This window comes from Pseudomarimonas salicorniae (genome assembly GCF_023156535.1).
GTDB classification, from domain to species: Bacteria; Pseudomonadota; Gammaproteobacteria; order Xanthomonadales; family Xanthomonadaceae; genus Pseudomarimonas; species Pseudomarimonas salicorniae.
The window spans coordinates 209,738-233,258 of record NZ_JALNMH010000003.1 but is presented as its reverse complement, the minus strand read 5'-3'; the positions used below and the strand labels follow the sequence as shown (position 1 = coordinate 233,258).

16 protein-coding genes and 1 pseudogene are annotated in these 23,521 nt (G+C 66.1%); 9 read left to right on the top strand and 8 right to left on the bottom strand.

Features of this window, described 5'->3' with window-relative positions:
- The first annotated feature begins 42 nt into the window (after positions 1-42).
- The 6 genes from M0G41_RS05295 to M0G41_RS05270 all read left to right on the top strand — a co-directional run bounded on the left by M0G41_RS05295 (position 43) and on the right by M0G41_RS05270 (position 6,787).
- Entirely contained in the window at positions 43-669 is a 627-nt protein-coding gene (locus M0G41_RS05295; RefSeq protein WP_248206111.1) for a CpsD/CapB family tyrosine-protein kinase, read from the top strand.
- Positions 670-750: 81 nt separating this feature from the next.
- The gene (locus tag M0G41_RS18775) at positions 751-2,184 is read left to right on the top strand and encodes an O-antigen ligase family protein (protein WP_248206109.1); all 1,434 of its coding nucleotides are present in this window, start codon (positions 751-753) and stop codon (positions 2,182-2,184) included.
- Positions 2,181-3,374, top strand: a complete 1,194-nt coding sequence (locus M0G41_RS05285) for an acyltransferase family protein (RefSeq protein ID WP_248206107.1) — start codon at positions 2,181-2,183, stop codon at positions 3,372-3,374. Before M0G41_RS18775 ends, M0G41_RS05285 begins: the two co-directional genes overlap by 4 nt.
- A complete protein-coding gene (locus M0G41_RS05280) occupies positions 3,371-4,279 on the top strand; it encodes a glycosyltransferase family 2 protein (RefSeq protein ID WP_248206104.1) in 909 nt (302 codons plus the stop codon). Before M0G41_RS05285 ends, M0G41_RS05280 begins: the two co-directional genes overlap by 4 nt.
- Positions 4,280-4,286: 7 nt before the next feature.
- The gene (locus M0G41_RS05275) at positions 4,287-5,471 is read left to right on the top strand and encodes a glycosyltransferase family 2 protein (RefSeq protein ID WP_248206101.1); all 1,185 of its coding nucleotides are present in this window, start codon (positions 4,287-4,289) and stop codon (positions 5,469-5,471) included.
- A 26-nt stretch (positions 5,472-5,497) separates the two neighbouring features.
- The gene (locus M0G41_RS05270) at positions 5,498-6,787 is read left to right on the top strand and encodes a lipopolysaccharide biosynthesis protein (protein ID WP_248206097.1); all 1,290 of its coding nucleotides are present in this window, start codon (positions 5,498-5,500) and stop codon (positions 6,785-6,787) included.
- Between the two features lie 5 nt (positions 6,788-6,792).
- On the opposite strand, the gene M0G41_RS05265 is transcribed toward M0G41_RS05270, so the two are convergent.
- From M0G41_RS05265 to M0G41_RS05235, 7 genes and pseudogenes are all read right to left on the bottom strand, one after another.
- Complete coding sequence (locus M0G41_RS05265; protein ID WP_248206094.1) at positions 6,793-7,599, bottom strand: Crp/Fnr family transcriptional regulator; 807 nt, start codon at positions 7,597-7,599, stop codon at positions 6,793-6,795.
- 179 nt (positions 7,600-7,778) lie between these two features.
- On the bottom strand, positions 7,779-8,498 hold the full coding sequence (locus M0G41_RS05260; protein ID WP_248206090.1) for a class I SAM-dependent methyltransferase: 720 nt from the start codon (positions 8,496-8,498) through the stop codon (positions 7,779-7,781).
- A gap of 343 nt (positions 8,499-8,841) precedes the next feature.
- Positions 8,842-9,732: pseudogene (locus M0G41_RS05255) on the bottom strand (site-specific integrase); the annotation flags it as partial.
- 502 nt (positions 9,733-10,234) lie between these two features.
- Entirely contained in the window at positions 10,235-10,573 is a 339-nt protein-coding gene (locus tag M0G41_RS05250) for an STAS domain-containing protein (protein WP_248206088.1), read from the bottom strand.
- Positions 10,574-10,583: 10 nt separating this feature from the next.
- The gene (locus M0G41_RS05245; protein WP_248206086.1) at positions 10,584-11,015 is read right to left on the bottom strand and encodes an ATP-binding protein; all 432 of its coding nucleotides are present in this window, start codon (positions 11,013-11,015) and stop codon (positions 10,584-10,586) included.
- Between the two features lie 67 nt (positions 11,016-11,082).
- Positions 11,083-11,838, bottom strand: a complete 756-nt coding sequence (locus tag M0G41_RS05240) for a nucleotidyl cyclase domain-containing protein (RefSeq protein ID WP_248206083.1) — start codon at positions 11,836-11,838, stop codon at positions 11,083-11,085.
- An 86-nt stretch (positions 11,839-11,924) separates the two neighbouring features.
- Positions 11,925-12,830, bottom strand: coding sequence for a diguanylate cyclase (locus M0G41_RS05235; protein ID WP_248206082.1), 906 nt, complete (start codon positions 12,828-12,830; stop codon positions 11,925-11,927).
- A 151-nt stretch (positions 12,831-12,981) separates the two neighbouring features.
- Here M0G41_RS05235 and M0G41_RS05230 point away from each other — a divergent pair, with 151 nt between their 5' ends.
- The 3 genes from M0G41_RS05230 (at position 12,982) to M0G41_RS05220 (ending at position 17,261) form a co-directional block, all read left to right on the top strand.
- Positions 12,982-13,893, top strand: a complete 912-nt coding sequence (locus M0G41_RS05230) for a diguanylate cyclase (protein WP_248206079.1) — start codon at positions 12,982-12,984, stop codon at positions 13,891-13,893.
- Between the two features lie 93 nt (positions 13,894-13,986).
- Complete coding sequence (locus M0G41_RS05225) at positions 13,987-14,535, top strand: ECF-type sigma factor (protein ID WP_248206074.1); 549 nt, start codon at positions 13,987-13,989, stop codon at positions 14,533-14,535.
- A 92-nt stretch (positions 14,536-14,627) separates the two neighbouring features.
- Positions 14,628-17,261, top strand: coding sequence for a serine/threonine-protein kinase (locus M0G41_RS05220; protein WP_248206071.1), 2,634 nt, complete (start codon positions 14,628-14,630; stop codon positions 17,259-17,261).
- Between the two features lie 565 nt (positions 17,262-17,826).
- Here the strand turns inward: M0G41_RS05220 and M0G41_RS05215 are convergent.
- Positions 17,827-23,517 carry a LamG-like jellyroll fold domain-containing protein gene (locus tag M0G41_RS05215; RefSeq protein WP_248206069.1) on the bottom strand — a complete coding sequence of 1,897 codons (5,691 nt, stop codon included), beginning with the start codon at positions 23,515-23,517 and terminating at the stop codon, positions 17,827-17,829.
- Positions 23,518-23,521: the final 4 nt, after the last annotated feature.

The following is a 23,521-nucleotide window of genomic DNA, read 5'->3' as shown; positions in this document are numbered from 1 at the left end:
ACACGCAGTCCGGCTTCTCCACGCAGTGATACGAAAGCTGCGGTGCCGGCATCGTTTCTGCTACCTGCCCATAAGCCCTACCACCCGCGCAGTGAGCAGCTGCGCCTGCTGCGCACCGAGCTGCTCCTGCGCCACGATGAAGCGACAGGCGCAAACATGCTCGCCGTGGTCAGTGCTGGCGCCGGAGACGGGCGCTCCCAGCTCGCTGCCGAATTGGCGATCTGTTTCTCCCAGCTCGGCCAGCCCACGTTGCTGGTCGACGCGGACCTTCGAAATCCGGTCCAGCATCGATTCTTCAATGCAGCCAACCAAGATGGACTGGCTCCCGGCCTTATTGACAGCACCAGGCTCACCTATCGGACGGTCGTCGGCTTGCGAAACCTCTGCGTGTTGACTGCAGGTCCGCGACCAGTCAATCCTCTGGAGCTTCTGTCTTCTCGCCCTTTCGAGGAGCTTGTGCGCAGCTGGCGGCCACAGTTTCAGTTCGTGGTCCTGGACACGCCGCCAATTGGACAGTTTGCTGACGCGCTTGCGGTAGCCACTGTAACCCGGCGCGTGCTGTCGTTGAGTCGCGCCGGGCAGACGTCGTTCAAGGATGTCCGCAACGTGATGCGACGACTGGAGGCAACCCGTTCGCGCATGCTCGGCGCCGTACTCAATCACTTCTGATGGCGACGTCAATGGAATCATTGACGCGCGGCACACGATCCGGACCGCTCGTCTACAGCGCTGCGGGTCTTCGGATTGGCGGTGAGTAACCTCGCCACAGCTTCTCGGATCGCAGCGAACGCGGCTCCGACGACATCGCTCAGGCCGCATGCGTGGCTGCGCGACACGCGGTACTCGCTCCTGAGCGCCAGCGTCATCGTTGTGCTGTTGGTGCTGATGATTGCCCCGGAAGGATTCGATTACAGCCAGCTTGGCGTGTCGAGCGCCCCTACCTCGGGCGGGCTGCTCAGCCGGCTGGCATGGCTCGGGGCGCTCGTTGCCGGGGCGGCCGTTGTGGTTTGGCGGGCTCGGTTCAGTCTGGTGTTCGTTCGCTGGCTGAATCCGTTCCTTCTGGCTTTTGCCGTACTGGCGATCGTCAGCGTTGCTTGGTCGATCGACCCTCAAGTCACCGCGAGGCGCGGCCTGCGAGTGATGGCCATCGTCCTCGGTTGCTCTGCTTTCGCCTTGATGGGTTGGCACGCACGACGCTTTCAGAATCTGTTGCGTCCGGTCATCAGTGCCGTGCTTGTTGGTTCGTTGATGTTCGGCATGCTCCTGCCGGTACTGGCCATCCATCAGGAGACCCATGGCGTACTGGCCGGCGCCTGGCACGGTTTGGCGAGTCACAAGAACGGTTTGGGCGACATTGCCTGTGTCGGCCTCATCCTCTGGTTCCATGCCTGGCTATGCCGCGACGTGCGCGGCTTGTCAGCCTCTGTGGGACTCGGTATCTCACTCGCCTGTCTGCTACTTTCGCGCAGTTCGACGTCGCTGATCGCAGCAGTATTCACGCTGTGCTTTCTCGCGCTCTTTCTTCGCTTTCCGCGCGAGCTTCGCCATTTCATGCCCTATCTTGCGGCAATCTTCGTGCTGACCCTTCTGGCGTTCTCGATCGCACTTATCGACATCGTCCCAGGATCGCAGCTCCTGCTGGAGCCGGTTGCCATGCTTACCGGCAAGGACCTGAGCTTTACGGGGCGTACGGTGATCTGGTTCATCACATTGGAGCACGTCCAACTGCATCCGCTCCTGGGCTCCGGATACGGTGCCTATTGGACTGGCCCGATCGCGGGCACACCGTCCTACGAGTTCGTCCGTCTGATGTACTTCTACCCGGGATCCGCGCACAACGGATATCTCGATGTCCTGAATGATCTCGGGGCGGTCGGGCTGCTGGTCCTGCTCGGCTACCTGCTCGTTTTCCTGATCCAGTCGCTGCGCCTTCTGAAGGTTGATCGCGCACAGTCCTCGCTGTATCTCGCACTGTTTCTGCACCAGTCGATCTCCAACCTGTCCGAGAGTCGCTGGCTCAGCGTGTTCAGCGTTGACTTCGTCATCATGACGCTGGCCACCACGACGTTGGCACGTGCTCTGCTCGAGCAGCACTGGCGGGGCAGAAAACTCCGCCTTGCCGCGGCGTCGGTCAACCCGCTTGGGAGAACGGACAGCCTTTCCGCAGGCGGAAGGCCCGCATGAATGTCGTACGCTCCGACGTCGATGCGTTCAGTCCGACCGTGCCGACTATCCCCGGCACCATCCCGTCCTTGGATGGCATACGGGCGCTGGCGGTGTGCCTGGTGTTCTTCGCCCATGGTGGGCTCCAGTGGATCATTCCGGGCGGGCTCGGCGTCACCGTGTTCTTCGTCCTGAGTGGGTATCTCATCACTACCCTGATGCGGCGTGAGCACGCAGCGAGTGGTCGCCTCGATCTGCCTGCGTTCTATATGCGTCGGCTGTTGCGTTTGATGCCGCCACTTTTGCTGGTGATTGCCGGCACCGCAGTCCTCTCGATGCTGTCGCTTGTCGAAGGCGCCTTCACTGCGCAAGGCCTGCTGTCAGCGCTGTTCTATTTCGGCAACTACTACGTGATAGCGGCGGACTTCCAAGGCCTTCCTGCCGGGGTCGGCGTGGTCTGGTCGCTGGCTGTGGAGGAGCATTTCTACCTGTTCTTTCCGCTGATGGCGGTCGTGTTGCTGCATGTTGGGCGACCCGGCGTTTCCCTGACCGTGTTGAGCGGTTGCTGTCTCGCCATTCTGGCGTGGCGCTGTTGGCTGGCCTGGCACGGCGCTTCCGAGAACTACCTCGGCATGGCGACCGATACCCGCGCCGACTCGATTCTGATCGGCTGCGCGATGGCGATGTGGTGCAATCCGGTGCTTGATCCCGTGCCAGGTCAAAGCATGCGCCGGGATCTGGCCATCGCAGCGGGCTGCATCCTTTTGCTGGCGTTGAGCTTGCTGATACGTGACGTCGGGTTTCGACTGACGTTCAGATACACCCTTCAAAGCCTGGCCATTGCACCCCTTATCTATCTCGCAGTCGCGCGTGCAGCAAGTGTCCCGTTTCGCTGGTTGGAGGCGAGGTTCCTGGTCTACCTTGGCTCCGTTTCCTATACGGTCTACCTCGCCCACCACATCGTGCTTGAAGCCTTGGCGTGGCACTGGCCGCGCCTGGGCGGCGTTGGCACCTTGGTCATCGCAGCGACGTTGACGCTGCTTATTGCGGAGGCGATGCGGCGCTGGGTCGAGCAACCCTGTGCCGTATTGAGAAGGCGCCTGCATCAGCGTCGACCCGTTGACCCTGATCAACGACCAGCGCACGACCGGGACGGCAACGCGCTACGGCCGTTTCAGCAGGACCATGCGACCACTCTGGAGCGCCCATGAACATCAGTATCTGTCTGGCGACCTACCGTCGCCCCGACCGGTTGCGCTTGCTTCTCGACGATCTGGTGCAGCAACGTCTTGTGCCACACCAGGTGGTGGTCATCGACAACGACAGCGGGCGCAGCGGCAGTGCCCCGGTTGAGCTTGCACTCGCGGCGGGTGCACCGTTCCACCTCCTCTATGCGGTCGAGCCGCGCAAGAACGTCGCCCACGCGCGAAACCTTGGCATCGAGCTCGCAACCGGGGACTGGCTTGCCTTTATCGACGATGACGAACGTGCGCCAGTTGACTGGCTTGAGCGTCTGTCCAACGCAGCCGTTGCCTATCGGGCGGATGCCGTACAGGGTCCGGTCGAGCCGGTGCTTCCAGACGGCGTGGCCGGATGGCTGCGACGGGGCAGGTTCTACGACTGGCCGCGCATGGCGAGCGGCACGGTCGTGCCCCGGAATCGTCTGCGGCTTGGAAATCTGCTGCTCAAGCGTTCATCGCTTGATCCCGGGGGGCACCATTTCGACCCGGCGTACGGTCAGACCGGCGGTGAAGACGGCGACTGGTTGAGCCGTCTCGCGCAGGCGGGAACCCGCATCGTCTGGTGTGACGAGGCCTCGGTGCTCGAACCCGTGGAGCCCTCGCGCCTGTCACTGCGATGGCTGCTGATGCGATCGCTACGAGGGGGGCAGGACTTCGCGCGACACGCACTGGCCGGGCGCTATGGCCCGCTGAACGCGACAAGCCGAATCCTCTTCTTCTGTCGTGCACTGTTGCAGTGTCTGGTTGCACTGGCCCTCGCCGTGCTGAGCCTGCCGTTCGGCCTGCACCGCTCGGCGCACTGGCTGAGCAAGGCAAGCGCCAACCTGGGGAAGCTGTCCGCTTTCGCCGGACTGCATTACCGCGAGTACGCCTGAGGCCGCCGTGATCACAGTCATCCAGTGGGCCCTGTTGGTTCTCTCGCTTCCGGCTGTCCTGGCCTGTGCTTACCTGCTCTGCTTGACGTTGTTGTCGGGCCGGGCGGTGCCTCCGCCTTGTCCCTCGCGGCGCCTGCGATTCGATGTGCTGGTTCCGGCGCACAACGAATCTGCCGTGATCGAGAACTGTTTGGCCAGCCTGCGCAAGATCGACTGGCCGGCGCCCCTGTTTCGCTTGCTGGTAGTGGCTGACAACTGTGACGACGCCACCGCGGTGCTGGCGGCAGACGCGGGTGCGCTGGTGCTGGTGCGCACTGACCCAACTCGCAAAGGGAAGGGGTTTGCCTTGCAGTATGGCTTCGAGCACAGTCGGGCTGCGGGATGGGCCGATGCGGTGGCGATCGTTGATGCCGACTCCGAGGTGTCTGCCAATATTCTGGAGGCCTTTGCCGCGCGTTTAGAGAACGGGGCAGGGGCTGTGCAGGCGCACTACGGCGTGCTCAACCCTCTGCAGAGCTGGCGCACACGCTTGATGGCCATCGCGCACGGCGCTTTCCACGGCGTGCGTTCTCGCGCTCGCGAGCGGCTGGAACTGTCCAGCGGAATTCGCGGCAACGGCTGGTGCGTTGCCCATGCGGTACTCGAGGAGAATCCCTTTCAGGCATTCTCGCTGACCGAAGACATCGAGTACGGGATTGACCTGGGTTTGTCAGGTTATCGTGTGCACTACGCTGACGAAGCGTGGGCCAACGCGGAGATGGCAGCGGGAGAGCAGGTCGCCAGCCGGCAACGGCAGCGGTGGGAAGATGGGCGGATGGACCTGTTTCGATCTCGCACAGTTCCCCTCTTGCAGTGTGCTTGGCGCCAACGCAGTCTCGTCTGCATTGACCTGGCAATCGATCTGATGATGATGCCGCTCTCGTATGTCGTGCTGTATGTCACGGCGCTGATTGCGATCTCTGCGGCGCTCTCAGTGTGGAATGCGGCGTTTCTATACCTGCTGTGGCTTGCCGTGCTGCTGGCGGCCGTGCTGACACTTTACGTGTTTCGAGGTTGGCAGCTGAGCGGTCTTGGTGCCGTGGCGCTGCTCGACGTGCTGCGGGCGCCGTTCTTCGTTGTCTGGAAACTGCTACTCAAACTGCGCCGATACGACCGTACGGAGTGGGCGCCGACCCGTCGCCGCGGCCCATGAGCGGTAGGACAAGCCGGCTGGCGTTGATGCGCATCTTTTCCAGTGCGCTGGCCAGCCAGGCCGTGCTGTCCGCTACCGGCTTTCTGGTCGGGCTGCTGCTCATCCGGTACACCAGCGACCTGCAGTACGGCTACTACATGCTTGTGCTCGGTGGCATCATTTTCGCCGTCTCCCTGCAGAATGCCTTCCTCGGTCCGGCACTGGTCAATCGGATGGCCCGCCTCGACCCGGCCGGCTGCGGTGATCTTGCGGGGGGTGTGTATCGCGAACAGCGTCTGCTGGTGGTCGGGATCGCGGTCGCTGTCGCGCTGATCGCCGCCACCCTGTGGGCTGCACACCTGATCTCGTCAGCGACCGCGCTGTTGGTACTGATAGCAACCGTCAGTACGGTCGCGGCACTTCGGCGCGAGTACTTTCGCCTGGTGCAGCTTGCCTATCGCCGTGCTCACGCCGTCCTGCGCGCCGATGTCCTGTACGCGTTCCTGCTGGGCAGCGGCGTGCTCATCGCTACTCGGACCACGGTGCCAGCGGCAGCGGCAGCGCTCGCATTGGCCTTTGCGGCGCTGGTGGCCGGGCGGATTCTGGAACGCAATCTGCGAAAGCATGAGGCCTGGAACCCGGCAGGCGAGCCCGGCATCCTGCGTGCCATCGCGCCGCTTGGCGCCTGGTCTACCGCGGGCGCGGCCATCCATTGGAGCTTCAACCAGGGCTACGTTTTCCTGGTTGCCGGCACGCTGGACGTCAGCGCAGTGGCTGCCATCGCTGCCACGCGCATGCTCGCAATGCCGGTGAATCTGTTATCGGTTGGCATCGGATCGCTGATGCTGCCTGTTTCATTGCGTTGGTTGATGAGCCGCGGCGCAGCGGCGCTGTTGCAGCGTCTGTGCTGGCTTGCCCTCGCCATGGCGGTCATCGCAATGGGCTATTTCAGCGTGCTCTGGATATTTCGTGACTGGCTGTTCGAGACCGTGCTGCGCAAGCAGTTCGAGCAACGCGACCTGCTGCTGAAGCTGTGGTCGGCCAGCTTCATCGTGATGGCCGCCCATCAGCAGCTGCTGTTCCTGCTCGTGCTGCGCGAACGCTTCCGGTGGTTGACCGCGCTGGCGCTATGCAGCGCCTTGATCGCGATAGGTGTCAGCTACTGGGGCATGCAACACCTGGGCGGCGCCGGGGCGCCCTTGGGGATTCTGGTTGGCGAGGGGATCAGCGGGATTGGCATCGCAATACTTTGCCTGCGTGAAACGGCCGCTTCGCCACCGCGGCAAGAACAGAAGCCGACGCCTTCCGACAGATCAGTGGGGCCCGCTCTGCCATGATCGAATCACGCCCCAGTACCTCGCGACCGTGCACCGACTCGCCGCAGAGCCTGGGGCGTAATCAACCGGATAGAGGATGGCAGATCGCCGCGCAGTTCGGTTTGCGACTGCTCGATCAGCCGGGACGCCGCGCGCATCCGTCGGTAGCAACAGCAGGCGGCCAGTTCCAGAGCCCGACGGTCCCGAATCACGATTCTTCCCCGCGAGTAGCCTATGATCTTGCGCTTGCGCAGACTCCCCGCGGCAGTGGATACGCCGCTACGGCGCACGCCGAGCATGGCGGCCAGCTGATCGTGGGTCAGATCGAATCGATCGCCGATCACGCGATCGTGTGTCAACAACAGCCACCAGGCGAGACGCTTGTCCAGCACGTGGAACGAGGCACACGCTGCCACCTGGGCGTACTGGGCCTGCATCAGGTCGATGTAGAGCATGAGCTTCGCGGTCAGCTCGGGCGCGTCCTGCTGTAGCGCGCGGAAGTCTTCCACCTTGAGGCGCAGCGCCCTTCCCGAGTCGTGGACTTGCGCGCGCAATCCGGTATGGCTTCGGCCGAGCAGAACGGCGGCGCCGACCATGCCCTCCGCGCCGATCAGGCCCACCGCCAGGGACTGACTGCGGGACCCTTCACTCATTTCGGCAATCGTGCAGTTCTCCGGGAAGTAGACACTGCGGATTTCGTCTCCCACCGCGCTGAGTACCTCCCCCTGTTGCAGCGTCACCCGATCCGCAAGATGAAGCGCACGGGCCAGTTGCCTGAGCGGAAGCCTGGCAAGCAACGAGTTCTCGGTTATCCGCGTATCGAGTTGCCGCATTGGTTGCATGGATTGCCCCGGTCATGGAGGTCGATTCGACGAGGTTGAGCATGACCCGGTCAGACTGCGGGCTCTGTACGCCCCCAAACCCATGACTGCGGAAGAGAGATCGCGGATCGGGGCGTCGGTTCTGCTTCCGGAGCACGTGTTCAGCGTGCCCACTCGCGACGCGGGGTCGTTCAGGGGCGGCGCGCACGCGCCATCAGGATGTGCACCGTTTTTGTTCTTGCCACGGTGACGAACTGCGAAAAAGCACCGAACACGTCGCCCAGTTCGCTGATATCGCGGATGTTCATGTAGACAATCAGAATGGTGCGCTGATTCGCCTGAAACTGATCTCTCAGTCGTGACAGGACGACGCGCCACGTCGCGGCATCGAAAGGGTTGAAGAAGAAGCACACCAACGCCTCATCGGGCGGCTCGTAGTCGCAGGCGTTCGCACAGACCGTTTCGATGCGCGCGCCACGACCGATGAGTTTCCGAGCGCGATGAACGTTCAACTGCGCCTGTCGATGCAACAAGGGCGAGTACTCGATGCCGATGATTCGACGATAGGGATGCGCGGCGGCGAGCAGTAGCGCCTTCCCCTTTCCGGACCCGTAGTCAATGAAGACGAAGTCTTCGTGTCGATGAGGGAACAGACTCAGCGCGGTCTCGAAGTGTGATGTCGAGATCGCACGATAGACCCCGTTGCCGCGCCGGGCCTCTTCCGGGTCGATGCCCAACTGCGTCAGCGGGATCTCTCCCCCGGTGTCGGTACTGTTCAAGCGATCAAACGCGGCGTTCTCCCGCATTACCGCGCGCACCGCGGCATGCCGTGCATCGAAGCGCCAGCGAAGCGATGCCACAACGCGTCTGACGCCAGCGAAAACGCCTTCGCGGGCGATGACTTCGCGCATACGCCGGAGTTCCCTGCGCACATCAACCTCCCGCCGATGCGAGTGTGTCCAAGCATCCAATAGGGCAAGAGACGATGAGCGCTGCCTGGCTGTCTGTGCGACGGGGCGCATTGGGCCTGCGCGAGCGAGACCGGCTGACCCGATGCGCGGTGGTGTTCGTTGGGCGCGAGTGGCGTCCCTGCTCGCTGAACCAGCGGCCCGTCGGTCCGCGACCTTCCGCGGCGCCACGGTCAAAGTGTGCCGTGGCGCGGGTGCCGGGAAAGGGGGCTATCCGGTGTGGGGCGCCGCAGCCGGAGCAGTTTGGCCGCAGGGTCCGCCAGCGCACATACCCGCCAGACGCGGGAGAGTGAAGGCTATGCCCGCCGAAGTCTCCCTCAAGGCCCGCCCGCTGGGCCCTTCGTCGGACGATCTCCCCGACGGCTGCAGGCGAGAGGGCCGCGCTAATGGTGGTCTTCCACAGTCGCCGAAAGATCGCGCCATCCGTGATCCCGGATGCCTCAAGCCAATCCGTAAGATTGTCTGCGCCGCGATCAAGGATCGGCTTGTCGGGAGTCGAAGAGGACGACACGCCGGCCTGTTGCGTCTTCGAGTGCTCGAGGCGATAGATGTACGCCCATGGCCCGATGCGCCGGAGGTCTCGCATGTCGGCCCAGGCGATCTCGCTGCGGCGTCGACGACCGGAAGCGAAGCCGAAAAAGAGTAGGGCGCGGTCGCGAAGGCCTTCCAGGCTCTCGTCGCACGTGGCTAGCATGGCCTCCAGTTCCGGCTTGGTGATCGCGGTCTTCTTGGTCGGCCGTTCACCGCGCTTGACCGATGCGCGGCGCGCCCGGCCGAGTACTGTTCGCACCGCCGGTAGCTCACAGGGGTTGGGGAGACGTTTAAGTCGATGCGCAGTCGACAGCACGGCGACTCGGTGCACGACGCTTGCAAGTTTCCAGGGGCCTAGCTTGGCTTTCTGGCCTGCGCTGGCGAGCGCGCGAACGTGCTCTGGCGGTAGCTCCCAGGTGAGGCCGCCTTCCTTAGCCTTGCGTGCAACGTGATCCACGATGAACTGAATCGCTGCCGCCTCAGAGAGGGGCAGGGCGAAGTCATCCCCAAATCGCACGCGGTACCAGCCGGCCCAGTAACGCAAAGCAGTGGCATAGCTGCGGGTTGTGTTGGCCGCAGCGGCCTCGGCTAGCAACTCTCGGACTGCCTCTGCGGCCTCGCTGGCCAGCTGTTCGGGCAGGACCAGCCCAGAGGCGGGCGAGCCTGCAGGCCGCGAAATCGTTGACGACAGAATCCCCCTCCTAAGGGAAAGGTCGTGCGTTCGAATCGCGCCGGGGGCACCAATCGATCCGGCGCAGCGCACCGGGTGGGAGAGGCAAGGAGCCCCTTGGGCGCAATGCAGACCTTCCGCAGAAGCCGAATGTAGGAGCCAGCTTGCTGGCGATAGGCGCCCCGGACGGGACGATCGCCACCAAGCTGGCTCCTACACGCAACTGTGCTGCAAGGTCCGGTTTGCGCCGCAATGCAGGCCTTGCCGCAGTCAAATTGTGGGAGCGCCCTTGGGCGCGACAGCGGAGTGTCGCTCTGGGCAAGGTCTGTGGTGAATCCGATACGCCGCGGTCGCACCCAAGGGCCCACCCACAGTCGGGCTTCGTTGGGCGTCAGCGAGCGCTATAGGGTGTGCCTTGGCGCACCGATGCGGGCGTTCGGACGGCACGCCCGGTGCGGCCAGCCGCACCCTATGATCGCTAGCCGGCAAGCGCCTTGAGGCCGGCCTCGCGGTCGGACTCGATGTGCAGGATCTTGCTGAAGCCGGCGATGTCGAAGACCTCGCGGACGCTGGGGCTCATGTTGCACAGGACCAGCTTGCCGCCGGTCTTCTGCAGCTTCTTGGCTGCCATCAGGAATACGCGCAGCCCGGCGGAGCTGACGTACTGCACGCCGCCGCAGTCGACCAGCAGACGGGTGTCCTGCGAGGTATGCGGCTCAAGCGCGAAATCGAAGTCGGCCGAGGTCGCGGTGTCGAGGCGGCCTTCGAGGCTGATCACCACGATGTCGCCTTCGGTGGATTCGCTGACGTTCAACATGTTGCGGTCCTCATTCGGTAACGGGTTGGCGATGCTTGACCATGCGCAGGTGATTGCGCCCGGCATCGCGGCGATAGCTGATTTCGTCCATCAGGGTGCGGATCAGGTGCACGCCGAGGCCACCGATGGGGCGATCCTCGATGCCAAGGTCCAGGGATGGTTCGCCAGGCTCGGTGAGCGGGTTGAAGGGCTCGCCGGAGTCACTGACCTCGGCCACCAGGGCATCCGGGGTGAGCTCGAGACCGATGCGGATCTCCGCATCGCCGCGATCGGCGTGGGCATAGTCGACGATATTGGTCAGCCATTCGTCGAAGGCGACCTGGAAGGCGCGCATCACGGCGGAGGGCACGCCCCTGTCCATGCAGAACGACTCGAAGACGTCGGCAAAGGCCGCCACGTCAGCGCGGCGACTGGCGATGCTGTACGTCGCGTCCCAACTCATCTGCGGCCCTCGCCACCGCTCCCAGTCGCTACTCTGACACAGGCTGGCGTGGCGCTCCAGACAGGCATCATGCGGCTGTTCCGAATACCGGCGCCGCGCATTCGATACCGTGCTCGGTCTTCAGCGCGCGGCGATAGCCGGCCAGTCGGCTGGCCACTTCGGCGGCGGGCGTTGCAGGGCGCGTCGCGGCGCCGTCGGCCGAGGCCAGCCAGAGCGGGAAGGGGCGGCCCTGGATGACACCCTTGAGCACGGCGCTGCCGGCGTCGTGGAACTGCAGCGCCTCCGACTCGCGAACGGCCAGCGACTCGACGAGGTTCGGCGAGACGATCACCTCGCCGTGCCCCGAGTGGGCGCTGAGCCGGAAGCCGGTGTCGACATCGGGACCGAGGTAGTCGATGTAGGTGGAGCCATCGCGGCCACCGAACATCTCCGGGATCTCGATGCGCCGGTTGCGCCGCCCGATCGAGGCGGCCCAGCAGGTGCCGCGCAGGTTCAGCGGCCAGCGCTCGCTGATCCGCGCATCGCACTGCCGAACCGTGTTGCAGAAGGCCACGGTCAGGCCCTCGGCGACTTCGGCGCTGTTCGGCACGGCCATGAGGATCACCTCGTCGCCCATCACCTTCCAGACGCCGGCCTCGGGCACGTCGTCGTGCTCGATGAAGGCAGCGGCCAGCTGGCCCATGAAGACCAGGGGCAGCTCACGGAACAGGCTGGCGAAGGCTTCAAGCCAGTCGCTCTGCTCGCGCTGGGCCTGGACCTTGAAGCTGGTCGAGCCGACCACGTCGGCCGACATGAACATCACCACCTCTTCCGCCGCATCCATCGCGCTATCCCCGGGAGTCCAGCGTCGATGATCGTGCCCCGGGGGCAATGCGTCAAAGCGCGTCGGCTGGAGGAGGCAAGTCCTGCTCAGTCGCTGACGACGTGACGCCCGGCGAGCTTGGCCCGGCGCAGGGCCTGGTTGGCCATTTCCAGCAGGATCAGAGGATGCTCGGCGGGCTGCGGCACATGGGCCGCGATGCCGACGCTGATGGTGACGTGACTGGCGACCTGCGAATCGGGATGGTCGATCTGCAGCGCGTCGACATCGGCCAGGAACAGCTCGGCCACGGCGCGGGCGCCCTCGAGGTCGGTATCCGGCAGCACGCAGGCGAAGCAGTCGCCGGAAAAGCGCGCGAACAGGTCGAACGGCCGTCGTCGCGCGCTGGCCAGGGTGCGACCGATATGCAGGAGCACCTCGTCCCCCGCGCGCGAGCCCAGCGCCTCGTTGTAGCTGGCGAACTCGTCCACATCGAACAGGATCAGCGCCATCGGCTCCTTGCGCCTGCGCGCATTGCCGTCCGCGGCCTGCAGGAACTCGTCGAACCGCTTGCGGTTGGCCAACCCGGTCAGCCCGTCAAGCAGGGTCTGCGCGCGCAGAAGCTCCTGGGCGTAGCGCAGGTCGAGGGCGATCGCCACGCGCCGACGGGCGAGCGGCGCTGGCAGGTCAGCGGGCATCCAGTCGGCCACGCCGGCCTCAACCGATTGTTCCACCAGCTCGTGCGCTGCGTCGCCTATCAGCATCAGAGGCAGGTGTTGCACGTGCAGGCGGGGCAGGGTGGCAAGCAGGGCCGCAGCGTCCGCGAGCAGGGCGGCATCCAGCAGGACGAGGTCAGGACTTTCGCGGTGCAGGGCCTCGGCCGCCGCATCGATGCTGGCCACCCGGACGACGCGGTGCTCCTCCTCCAGCGCGTCGAGCAGGCCCTGCGTGGTGGTCGATGGATGGGCCACTGCCAGCAGGTTGCCGGCCGAGGCGCTGAATCGGGAATCGCTCATGGATCGTCGCTTCCGGCGCTGCGCCCGGCGAGCATACCCAATCCCGTCCCGGCCCGGGGCATGGCCATTCCTCGGGCCGACTACGCCCCATGCTGTCGCGGGAAGGGCGGGTCTGGGATAATCGGGGCTCTCACCGATCAGGCGGATCCGCGTGGAAGAGAAGACCCTCAAGGCCCGGCTCCTCAACGAGCATACGATCCGCGTGCAGGCCCCCTCGCTGCAGCCGGAGAACCGCCCCTGGTGCCTGGTGGTCGTGGCCGGCCCGCAGATTGGTGCCCGCTTCGAACTGGACGATGCCGCGATCATCGGACGCGAAGGCGAAGTGGACATCCGTCTCGGCGAGCCCAGCGTGTCCCGGCGCCACTGCCACGTCTTTCGAAAGCGGGGCGGCTACTGGGTCACCGACCTGGGTGCGACCAATCCGACCCGGGTCAACGGGATGCAGGTCAAGGCCAGCCCGCTGCTGGAAGGCGACCTGCTCACCGTGGGCGACCTGATGCTCAAGCTGCTCGGGCCAAAGAGCCCGGAGAACGCGATGGTCGCGGCACTCCACGACCAGGCCACCAAGGATCAACTCACCGGCCTCGCCAACCGCCGCTATTTCCGCGCCGAGATGGAGAAGGCCTTTTCCGCCGCGCGTGGTCTGGGCGAGGTGGGGCTGGTGGTGCTCGACGTCGATCACTTCAAGCACATCAATGACCGCTTTGGCCATCCCGCCGGCGATCGCGTGCTTGCCGCGGTCGGCGGAGTGCTGCGCAGGCACGCGCCGCCGCCGGCGCTGCCTGGCCGGATCGGCGGCGAGGAGTTTGCCGTCCTCCTGCCGGGCCACGGCAAGGAGCGCGCGGTCAAGGTGGCCGAGACCCTGCGCGAGGCATTGCAGGCACAGACGCTGGATGAGCAGGGCGAGCCGATTCCGGTCACCGCCAGCTTCGGCGTCACCTGCCTCGAGCCCGGCGACGCCGCGGCAGACGAGCTCTACTCGCGGGCCGACGGTGCGCTGTACGAGGCCAAGCGTGCCGGGCGCAACCGGGTGCTGTTCGTCACGGCCGAAGGGGCCGCCTAGCGGGCGTTCTCCCCGGTCTGCCCCGGGGCATCGTCCGGCGTGTCCGCTGCCAGTACACTCCAGCCGGAACTTGTCGGCCATGCGGAGGTGCGGGTGGGCGAAGTGACTGCGCTGCTGCAGGCAGCCGGGGCCGGCGACCGACAGGCTGCCGACTGCGCCTTTGCGATGGTCTACGACGAGTTGCAGCGGCTGGCCCGGCGGCAGCTGCAGGGCTCGTCCTCCGGCCCGAGCGCCACCTCCCTCGTCCACGAGGTCTACCTGCGGCTGGCGCGCTCGGATGGTGTGCAGACGACAGACCGCCAGCATTTCTTTGCGGTGGCCGCCCGGGCCATGCGCCAGCTGTTGATCGACCACGCCCGGGAACGCTGCGCCGCCAAACGCGGGGGTGGACAGTCCGACCAGACCTTGGACGGCATCGCGGAATCCTTGGGCGAGGCGGGCGCCGCCGAGCGTCTGATCGCGCTGGACCAATCGCTCGAACGGTTGGAAGCGTTTGATCCCTCGCTGGTCTCACTGGTCGACATGCGTTTCTTTGCCGGACTTGAGCTGGAGGAGATCGCTGCGCTGACCGGCCGCTCCGAGCGTACGCTCAAGCGCGACTGGCGCAAGGCGAGGGCGGTGCTTCACGCCGCCATGGGTTGAGATTCATGATGTGCAGGGGCGCCGCGCAGAGCTGATGCGCGGCGAGGCTCCCGCAGTCCGCGGGCAGGATGGTCGAGGGGTGGGGGCAGGCGATGGATGAGTCACGCTGGGCGCGGCTGTCGGAGATGCTCGATGCGCTGTTCGACCTCGATGCGCCGCAGCGCGAGGCGAGTCTGGATGCGTTGGCGGCAGAAGACCCTGGACTTGCCGCCGAGCTTCGCCAACTTCTGGCAGCCGACCAGCGCAGCGGCGTGCTGGATCAGGGCGTGCTCGCCGGGTCGCCCACCCTGGCTTCCGGGCTGGAAAGTGCGGCGCGAAAGCGCGCCGAGGGCGGTGCCCGACTCGGCCACTACCGGCTGGTCGAACGCATCGGCAGCGGTGGCATGGGCGAGGTCTGGCGCGCGCAGCGGGACGATGACTTCGAACAGCAGGTCGCCATCAAGCTGATCCGGCCCCTGGTCGACAGCGAGGCGCTGCGCGAGCGCTTTGCCCGCGAGCGGCGCATTCTCGCCCGACTTGATCATCCCAACATCGCACGCCTTCTGGACGGCGGCGTGTCCGAGGACGGCGCGCCCTGGTACGCGATGGAGCTGGTCCGAGGGCAGCCCTTGCAGGCGCATGTCGAAGCAGCGCAACTCGACGCTCGCGGCCGCGTCCAGCTGCTGCTGCAGGTGTGCGATGCCGTGGCGCATGCCCATGCGCAGCTCGTGGTGCACCGAGACCTGAAGCCATCGAACATCCTGGTGGACGCCGAGGGTCGTGTCAGGGTGCTCGACTTCGGTATCGCCCGACTGATCGACGACAGCGCCGACCTGCGCCTGACCTCCACCGGGGTCCGGGTCTTTTCGCCCGCCTACGCCGCGCCCGAGCAGATCCGCGGCGAACCCGTGGGGACCAGCGCCGACGTCTTCGCGCTCGGCGCGGTGCTGTACGAACTGCTCACCGGCGAGCCGCCGTTCCCGCAACGGAGCGCGACGCCCGAGCGGCTGATCGCGCAGCTGGACGACGAGGTGACGCCTCGTCCGGGCGCCACCCTGCGCCGGCAGTCGCGGGAGGGCAGCTTCCGCGGACATCTGCAGCGCAGCGATGAGGAACTCGACACGATCGTCGCGACCGCCCTGCAGCCGGACCCGCTTCGCCGCTATCAGGGTGCCCTGCAGCTGGCCGAGGATCTCCGGCGCTGGCTGGACGGTCGCCCGATCGCGGCGCGTGCCGATTCCGCCGCCTACCGGTTCCGCAAATTCGTGGTCCGGCATCGCCTTGCCGTGGGCAGCGCCAGCGGCGTGCTGCTTGCCCTGATCGGCGGCCTGGCGCTGGCCCTGTGGCAGGCCGATGTCGCGCGGCGACACGCAGAGCGTGCCGATGCCGAGGCCGCACGAGCGGAGCGCGAAGCGTCCCTGGCGCGCGATCAGGTCCTTCGCACGCGCAAGGTCAAGGAGTTCTTTGTTCAGAGCTTTGTACAGGCAGATCCGCTGAAACGCTCGGACGCAGGGCCGCAGACCTTTGCGGAGGCGCTCGACGCGGCCATCACCCGCGCCGGGAGCGAACTCGACGGTGATCCTGTTCTCCAGGCCGACGTGCTCGACGACTTCGGAGAGATCCGTGCCGGGCAGGGCCGCTTTGACGAGGCGCAGGCCCTGTTCGAGCGTGCGCTTGAACTGGCCGAGAAGGCTCATGGTCCGAACCATCCTGCAGTGGCGGAGTCATTGCTGAACCTTGGAGCGCTGCATGGCTACCGGGGCGACATCCTCCCCGGCGCGCCCCACATCGAACGGGCCATGGCGATCCTGCAGGCCGATCACGGCGGCCAGCCCACCGTGCTCGCCAATGCCCACAACGTACTGGCGGCGGTGCGTAGCGTGCAGGGCGACATGGACTCGGTAGCGCAGTCCATCCAGGCGGCGGTCGAGATCTACCGCGAGCATGCGCCCGACGATCCGCAGTTCCTCATGTCGCTGTCGAATCTTGCGCACGTCCACCAACAGCAGGGTCGACGGGACGAGGCCGAGGCCGGCTACCGCGAGACACTGGCCCGGGTCGAGGCGACGATGGGCAACCGCTCACCGCACATGTGGCCCAACCTCTATGCCTTGGCTTCCATCGCCTACGACCGGGGCAAGCACGATGAGGAACTTGCGTTGTTGCGACAGGCGCTGGACGTAGCCCGCCACAACTATCCGGGGGATCATCCCTGGGTGGCGAACTCGCTGAACGAACTCGGATGGGTTCTAGCCCGCGAAGGCGATCTGAAGGCCGGCGAACCCCTGATGCAGGAAGGCATCGCCATGAACCGGCGCCTTGGTCGGGCCCAGGCGATCGGCGCGATGCGACGGCTGGCGGTCGCCTATCAGCACCACAAGCGCGAGGCGGAAGCCCGGGCGACATTCGACGAGGTCTGGTCGATGTGCGAGCGCAACAACATGCAGGCGCAACAGGAGTGCGTGGTCATCCGCGCCAACCGCGCCCAGCTGCTGGCCTACGCGGGGCAGGGCGAGCTGGCACTCAACGAATCGGAGGCGGCGATGGCCTCGCTTGGAAATCGGGCGGAAGGCCTGGTCAGCGAGTGGGGCCAGGTTGAACAGGCGCGCGCCGCCGCCCTCTCCGCGCTCGGCCGCCGCGACGAGGCGCTGGCTCTGCAGGATGCGGTCATCGCGCGTTACAGCGAGGCGTTCGGCCCCGAACATCGAGAAACTGCCTCCGCGCGTTCCGCGCGGCCGAAACTGTAGACCGGGCAAGTCTCCGGTAGCTCCCCCGCAACAGCCTGCAGGAACGCGTCACGCCGGTGCGTCCGGATGCCGAGCCGGCTGCAGGCGTCTGGTGTTCTCAGAGGGAAGCGGACAGGGGCGCACACCGGCCGTTGGCCGAAACCTCAGATGGGCGGGCTTTTCGTAGGACCGGACATGGCCGCGATTGCGGACGTTCGCTGTGGCCGCGGTCTATGGTGAACACGCCACGACGCAGTCGCTTCCATGTGCGCTCCTGCAGTCGGGCTTCGCTGCACGTCGGCGAAGCCTAATAGGGTGTGTCTTGGCGCATCGAAGCGGGACTTCGCACGGTATGCCCGGTGCGGCCAGCCGCACCCTATGAATTTCTTCCGCGTGCCCGAACTGAGCTTCGGTTTCCGCGAGGCATTCAAGGGCCTTGCGCTCCAGGAGGTCGCGCTCCACCGACGCCTCAGCCGGCTCTGGAAGACCCCGATCACCCCCGGCCTCGTGGCGACCTGCGTGTCGAGTTCGGACCGCTTCGGGGCGAGGCCTGCGACCTCGCTTCCGAAGCGGCTTCCAGCGACACTCAGTTGCGAGCTTCGAATCCGTCGACGAAGGGCAACTGGGAAGCGGAGCCCTGCGGCACGGGCATGACGGTGATGGCTTCGCTGAGCTCGGACTCCACGCCTCGGGAGGAGTAGCTGCTGATCGCGTAGGTGCGAGGCGTGTTGAAGCTGGCCGAGAGATCGAGGAAGCCGTGGGTGGGCGATGCGCCCATGGCGATCCAGTTGCCCTCACCGCCCTGGCGATAGACCCGATAGCCGGCAATCCTCGAATCGTCCATAGGCTCCCATCCGAGCTGCACCTGAGGAACGCCGGGAATGGCGCCTGAGGCAAGCTGCTGCGGCACCGGCATACCCGGGTATTCGAACTGCAACTGGTTGTTGTCCCCGGTGACCTCGTTGAAGCTGCCGGGGGCGACCAGCATGGCCACCAGCACGGCAGGCTCGTCCGGGTGGGCGCTGGCCGGGGCCGTCCAGGCGAGCTCGACAACGCGCTCTTCGCCGGCACCGATGGAGTCCAGTGTGTAGCTTCCCAGCAGGGCGCCGCCGGGCGAGTTCCAGCGCAGCTCGATCATCACCACGCCATTTGCGCCAAGCGTATAGCCCGCGCCCCGATTGCCGATGGTGAGGCGGGTCGATTGCGCGGTGGAGGGCGAGAGTTCGCTCTGCGGCTCGATCTTCTCCAGCGCCAGGTCCGGGGCATCCACCGTGGCGCGCAATTCGACCGGACCGGCGCTGGCGATCTGCTTGCTGTAGGCCACGTGTCCCTTGAAGCCGGTGGCCTTCAGCGCGGCCCGCATGGGTCCGGCGTTGGGCGGCAGGAAGATCGACGAGCCGGTGACGATCTCGCGGGCCGCCGGATTGAAGGCGGCGAAGACCCCCATGTGGGTGGCGCCGTCTGCGGTGAGCGGCAGGATGCGGCCGACGCCGGTGGCGAAGTTCGGGGTGAACAGAATGACCTCTGCCGAGTTCAACACCGTCCCGATCGGATCGCCCGGGTACACGGCCTCCGAGGCATCGCCCTGCAGGCGGAAGACCCGCATGACGACGAAGGCGTCGTTCTCGCCGCGAACGAGCCGTGGCCGCTCTCCGTAAATCCGGCGACCATGCTGGTCCCGCGCAGCCGGGATCAGTGCCTCAGGGAAACTACAGGTGGTGGCATTGCAGATCGCCTGGGCTACGTACAGGGCCTGCTGCGTGCCCACCGCGCCAGCCCTGGCCGCTTGCGGGTTGCTGGAGGTGTTCGGGTCGGCGCGCAGCCACGCGACTCGCAGTCCGCTGCTGCCGACCGACACAGCGCTCGGTGCACTGGCCGCTGGCGCGGCCGCGAGCACCGTCGGGTTGCCGTTGGGCAGCACGCGATAGGCCAGATTGCGCTGCGCGAAGTTGCTGATCGCCGGGCCGAACTGGCGCGTCCAGACCAGGACCGGCCGTCCACCCACGTAGGTGGCGCTCGGGGTGATGTCCTGCACGCCCTGCGTGGGCGAGGTGTCGACCGGTGCCGCGGGTCCGAACCCTGTGCCCGGGCGGAAGGTGGCGTGCCACAGACGATACTGGGGCGCTAGCGCATTGCCGCTGGCGTTGCGTTGCCACACGGCCACGACCTCGCCGCCTGCCGGACAATTCGCTGCACCTGCCGGGCAGGCCGCCAGAGTCACCCGACCGTCCCCGGATGTCGCCGCGGTAAGCGTGCGCTTCTCGCCCCACTGTTCGCCATCCCACTCCGCGTAGACCAGGCGCTGCGCGGCGACCAGGGTCGGATAGCTCGCAGCGCGGAACTCGGATTCTGGCAGTTCGCTTTCTGCCCACACAGCAAGTCCGCGTTCGGCATCGAAATAGGTGACCTGTGGCTCGCGGATGCCCATGGCCGTGCTCAGCGTGGCCTGAGGGCCGGTGCCGCCGGCGCTGACGCCGCTGGCCGACAGCCCCCGCGAGGCGTTCAGCATCAGCATCTGGCCGTTGCCCTGACGGTCGAAGGCCAGGGCCGGCTGCCTGCGTAGCTCGCGCGCCTGGTCGAACCCGAGTTGGACATCCTTTGCGGTGACTCGGGCCAGCTTGGCGACTTCCGGATCGATCAGCGGGCTCATCTTGCGATCGCTGGCGCTGAAGAACCCGCAGCCCTCCGGCGCCCGTGCTTCCAGCACCGGAAGCGTGTCGCCAAATGCCGGCGTCGGGCAGACCGGGCAGGGATCGATCCAGTAGGAAAAGTCGAGACCGAAGGTGATGCAGGGGCCCTGGGTCTGGACCTCGCCGTCCTCGAGGATCACCGGCATCTCCGAGATGATCAGCCCACTGAGCGAGGCGCCAGCATCAACCAGCAGCCCGAAGAGCACATCGATGTCGACGCCGATCGTGATCAGGGTGATGAACACGGCGTTGGTCAGACCTTCAATCCTCTCCACGCCGTTTACCCGCCGGATGCTGCCGGAGAACAGGTATTTCGCAATCAATCGCAGCTCGGCAAAAACTTCCGCGGACAGTATCTCCGGCACGCCCCAGTACCACTTGAACAACGGAATCGTCGCATCCAGTACGGTCTGGTACTCATCGGATCCGAACTCCACCACGGAGCCGCCCTCGGCATTGTCGGTCTGCGTCCGCTTTCCCGAGGCGCCTTCGCTGAACTGCTTGGGGTTGTTGCCGCCAACCTGTCGCGAGCCGCTCGTCGGCCCGTTGGGCCCCAGGCTGCTGTAGCTGCCGCTGCGGACATTGGTTTCGTTGTCGATCCTGCCCGGCTTGTCGATCTTCTCGCCGAGCAGTTCAGTCTCTCGTTTGGGGATGGATGCCTGGCCTTGCCCCACGACGTAGCCGCTGTCCTCGACCTGCACGTCGAACATGTCGGCATCGTTGACCGTGATAGGCCCGCCGCGGCCGTACATCGAGCCGGGCCCCTGCTGCCAGTGGAAGCACAGGTTCCTGCGGCCGCTGCCACCGCGCGCGTTCTCCACCGCGATGTGGCCGCAGGCACGCATCGGGCCTGACTGCGGAAACAACACTCCACGCGGGAATCGCCAGGAGTTGGCCAATTCGGAGGGGAGTCTCAGTCGCCAGGTTTCGGCACGGGCCAGACTGAGATCCGAGCCGTTCTGCAAGTTGCAGCCGTCGAAGAACGACACCTGCTGGAAGTCGCCGATATAGGACGGCTGGCCGGTGATCAGGTTGGTCAGGAAGAGCTTGGCGCTGCTGATCGAGCCGTTGACGTCCGGGCGATGCTCGAACTCGATCACCTTGTCCGGAGAGGGGTTGACGAACTCGGATACCCGGCTGCGCTCCGTACTGCCCCCTTCAGTGGGCAAGTCGCCGAAGTCCACCCACTTGCCGAAGGCGAGCTGGAACCCGCTTCCGATGCGATTCACCGGGCCGATGACCTGGCCGCCCAACTCGTGATACATGATCGGATCGCCGAAGGTGATGAAGTTGTCCGTCCCGGTGATGTTCGGCACCTCCACGTGCAGGTTCGCCGACACCTGCTGCTCGGTGGTCTCCCCGGTGCGCAGGTTGGTGATCCTGAAGGTCTCGGTATCGCGGAAGTAGGAGATGTTGAAGCGCACAGGATCCTCAGAGCGGTCCGCGTTGCGATAGCCGGCGCCCAGGTGCAGGGTGTAGACGCTCACCTGGAAGCTGTAGACGCGGCTCACCTGTACGCCGCGGCAGCCGAAGCTGGAGCACTCGTTGGCGCTGAACTGCGTGGATTGGACGGCCTGCCAGCCGGCAGGCGTCTGTTCCGGACCGCCGAGTACCGGGAATTCGGCGCGACCGGTGCCGTCGGTGTAGCGGCGGTAGAGGTCCTCGCCGCAGGCCGGTGCCGGGGGAGGCGGCAGGTCGGCGATCTCGTTGTTGACCTGGTTCACCGCGCCGGGTCGCGACTGCAGCGCCTTGGCGGGGCCCAGGCTCTGTCTGAGGCTGGGCTGTCGGTGCAGGTAGAGGCTGCCGCCGCCAATGCTGGCATTCGATTCGCCACCGCTTCCGGTGGGCGGGTCAAAGGTGTAGCCGAGCGGCGCATTGGCCGACACCACCACATACGCCCCCGCCAACGGCTCCGTACCTTGCGTTGTGCGGCGTAGGACGCGCACCGTGATGTCCGTGTCCGGATCAGTGTCGTTGATCGTCTCCAGTCGCGGCCCCTCCTCGAACTCCCATTCCACACGGCCGAATTCGTTGGTGCGTTTCTTGGCAAGACGAATGCGTCCACCGACATCGGGACGCACCGCGGTCATCGCCTCAAGCGATGGCGGACGCGTTTCAAGGAACAGCGAACCGGTGTTGGAGAGATCGAACAGGGAGGTCGGCAGTGGCGTCACGCTGCCGTCGTCACCCATCCAGAACGCGCTCACCTCGACGTTGCTGGCGCTCGCGCCATCGGCGAAACCCAGCTGGCCATTGATGCGGACCTTCTCATCGGGAGGCACCTGGGTACGGCTGCTGCTCAATTGCTGCACGGGAGCGAAACGGCCCGCGAAGGGCGCGGCGACGCTGACGCTGCCCGTGCCCAGGTGCGAAACACTCCGCCCCGACAGCTGCTCGGCGCGCAGCGCGACACTGGCGGGGAGGGAGGCCGGGAAATCCCTTGGAAGCACAACGCTGAAGGCGTGGGTGGTGCCGCCCGCGGCTTCAGGCCCTGCCAGCAGGCGGCCGCCGTAGAACAGGCGCGTCTGGTTGCCGCGCACCAGGTTCCCCAGCGTGAAGGTGGCCTTCTTGCCAGCCTGCGCCGAGGGGCTCGAGGTGATGCTCAGTCGTGGCGCGACGTCGAAGCTCACCGAGCGCTCGACGTTCTCGAGACTGCGCAACAGCACTGCCACCAGCTGAAGCTCGTAGCGCCCTGCAGCCGCTTCCGGAAGGGTGATCGGCCAGGTCATCGACGTCGCCGTCGCCGGTCCGCGGAACAAGGTGACCCGGGTCGTGCCCGACAGCCGCACCTCGTAGGTCCGGTCGACGACCAGATGGGAGGCGCTGACACTGATTTGGGCCCCGGGCGTGGCGCGTGCCGGCGCCACCGCGAAACTGGGGCGACGGGCCAACCCGGCGATGGTGGCGGCATCCACCGCGCGCGGATAGATGCGCAACTCGTCGATCCGGCCTTGGGCGCGGGTCAGCCCCAGCGTGCGTCCGATGCAGGGGCTGGTGGCGAGTCCGAACGGGGCGCTGATCGCGCCGAGGTTCAAGCTGGGCAGGCTGGCCGAGCGGTCCGCCACGCCGTCGACGTAGACCAGCGCCTGGCTGCCGCTGCGCACCGCGGCGACATGCACCCATTGACTGCGCGGCACGGTGGCGTTGGCCGAGGCCTGGGTGGTGGCGTTCGCCAACTGGAAGCTCAAGCGCGCTGGCGAGCCGTTCGCGACCCCGATCTTGAACCGGTCGCCCGCATCGCATGTGGTCTCCTTGGAGAACAAGGCCTGCGCGCCCGCGCCTTCGAGGTTGACGAAGAAGGCGACGGTGAAGTCGCCCGCAAACGTCGAACCCGGGATGCCGCCGAAGTCGATCTCGTCATCGCCCGAGACCTTCGCGCTGCGCCCCAGGGCGCCGACCGCGTATTCCAGCGTGCCGCGCACCACCGGCCGCGTGTTCACGCCGGCTGCCTCGTCGAGATTGTTCTCGAAGGGGTAGTGCGCGGTGATCGAGTCGTCGATGCGCTGGGCCACCGCGGGGAGGCCGAAGACGGCCAGCAGCAGGAGCAGGATCCAGCGTTGGAAGAGCGACGGAACGGAGCGCTTCATGGAG

Coding starts and splice junctions, on each gene's coding strand:
- M0G41_RS05235 (WP_248206082.1), bottom strand. CDS start 12,830: ATGAGCGATTCCCGATTCAGCGCCTCGGCCGGCAACCTGCTGGCAGTG.
- M0G41_RS05285 (WP_248206107.1), top strand. CDS start 2,181: ATGAATGTCGTACGCTCCGACGTCGATGCGTTCAGTCCGACCGTGCCG.
- M0G41_RS05260 (WP_248206090.1), bottom strand. CDS start 8,498: ATGCGCGAAGTCATCGCCCGCGAAGGCGTTTTCGCTGGCGTCAGACGC.
- M0G41_RS05215 (WP_248206069.1), bottom strand. CDS start 23,517: ATGAAGCGCTCCGTTCCGTCGCTCTTCCAACGCTGGATCCTGCTCCTG.
- M0G41_RS05220 (WP_248206071.1), top strand. CDS start 14,628: ATGGATGAGTCACGCTGGGCGCGGCTGTCGGAGATGCTCGATGCGCTG.
- M0G41_RS05250 (WP_248206088.1), bottom strand. CDS start 10,573: ATGTTGAACGTCAGCGAATCCACCGAAGGCGACATCGTGGTGATCAGC.
- M0G41_RS05280 (WP_248206104.1), top strand. CDS start 3,371: ATGAACATCAGTATCTGTCTGGCGACCTACCGTCGCCCCGACCGGTTG.
- M0G41_RS05265 (WP_248206094.1), bottom strand. CDS start 7,599: ATGCGGCAACTCGATACGCGGATAACCGAGAACTCGTTGCTTGCCAGG.
- M0G41_RS05270 (WP_248206097.1), top strand. CDS start 5,498: ATGCGCATCTTTTCCAGTGCGCTGGCCAGCCAGGCCGTGCTGTCCGCT.
- M0G41_RS05240 (WP_248206083.1), bottom strand. CDS start 11,838: ATGGATGCGGCGGAAGAGGTGGTGATGTTCATGTCGGCCGACGTGGTC.
- M0G41_RS05245 (WP_248206086.1), bottom strand. CDS start 11,015: ATGAGTTGGGACGCGACGTACAGCATCGCCAGTCGCCGCGCTGACGTG.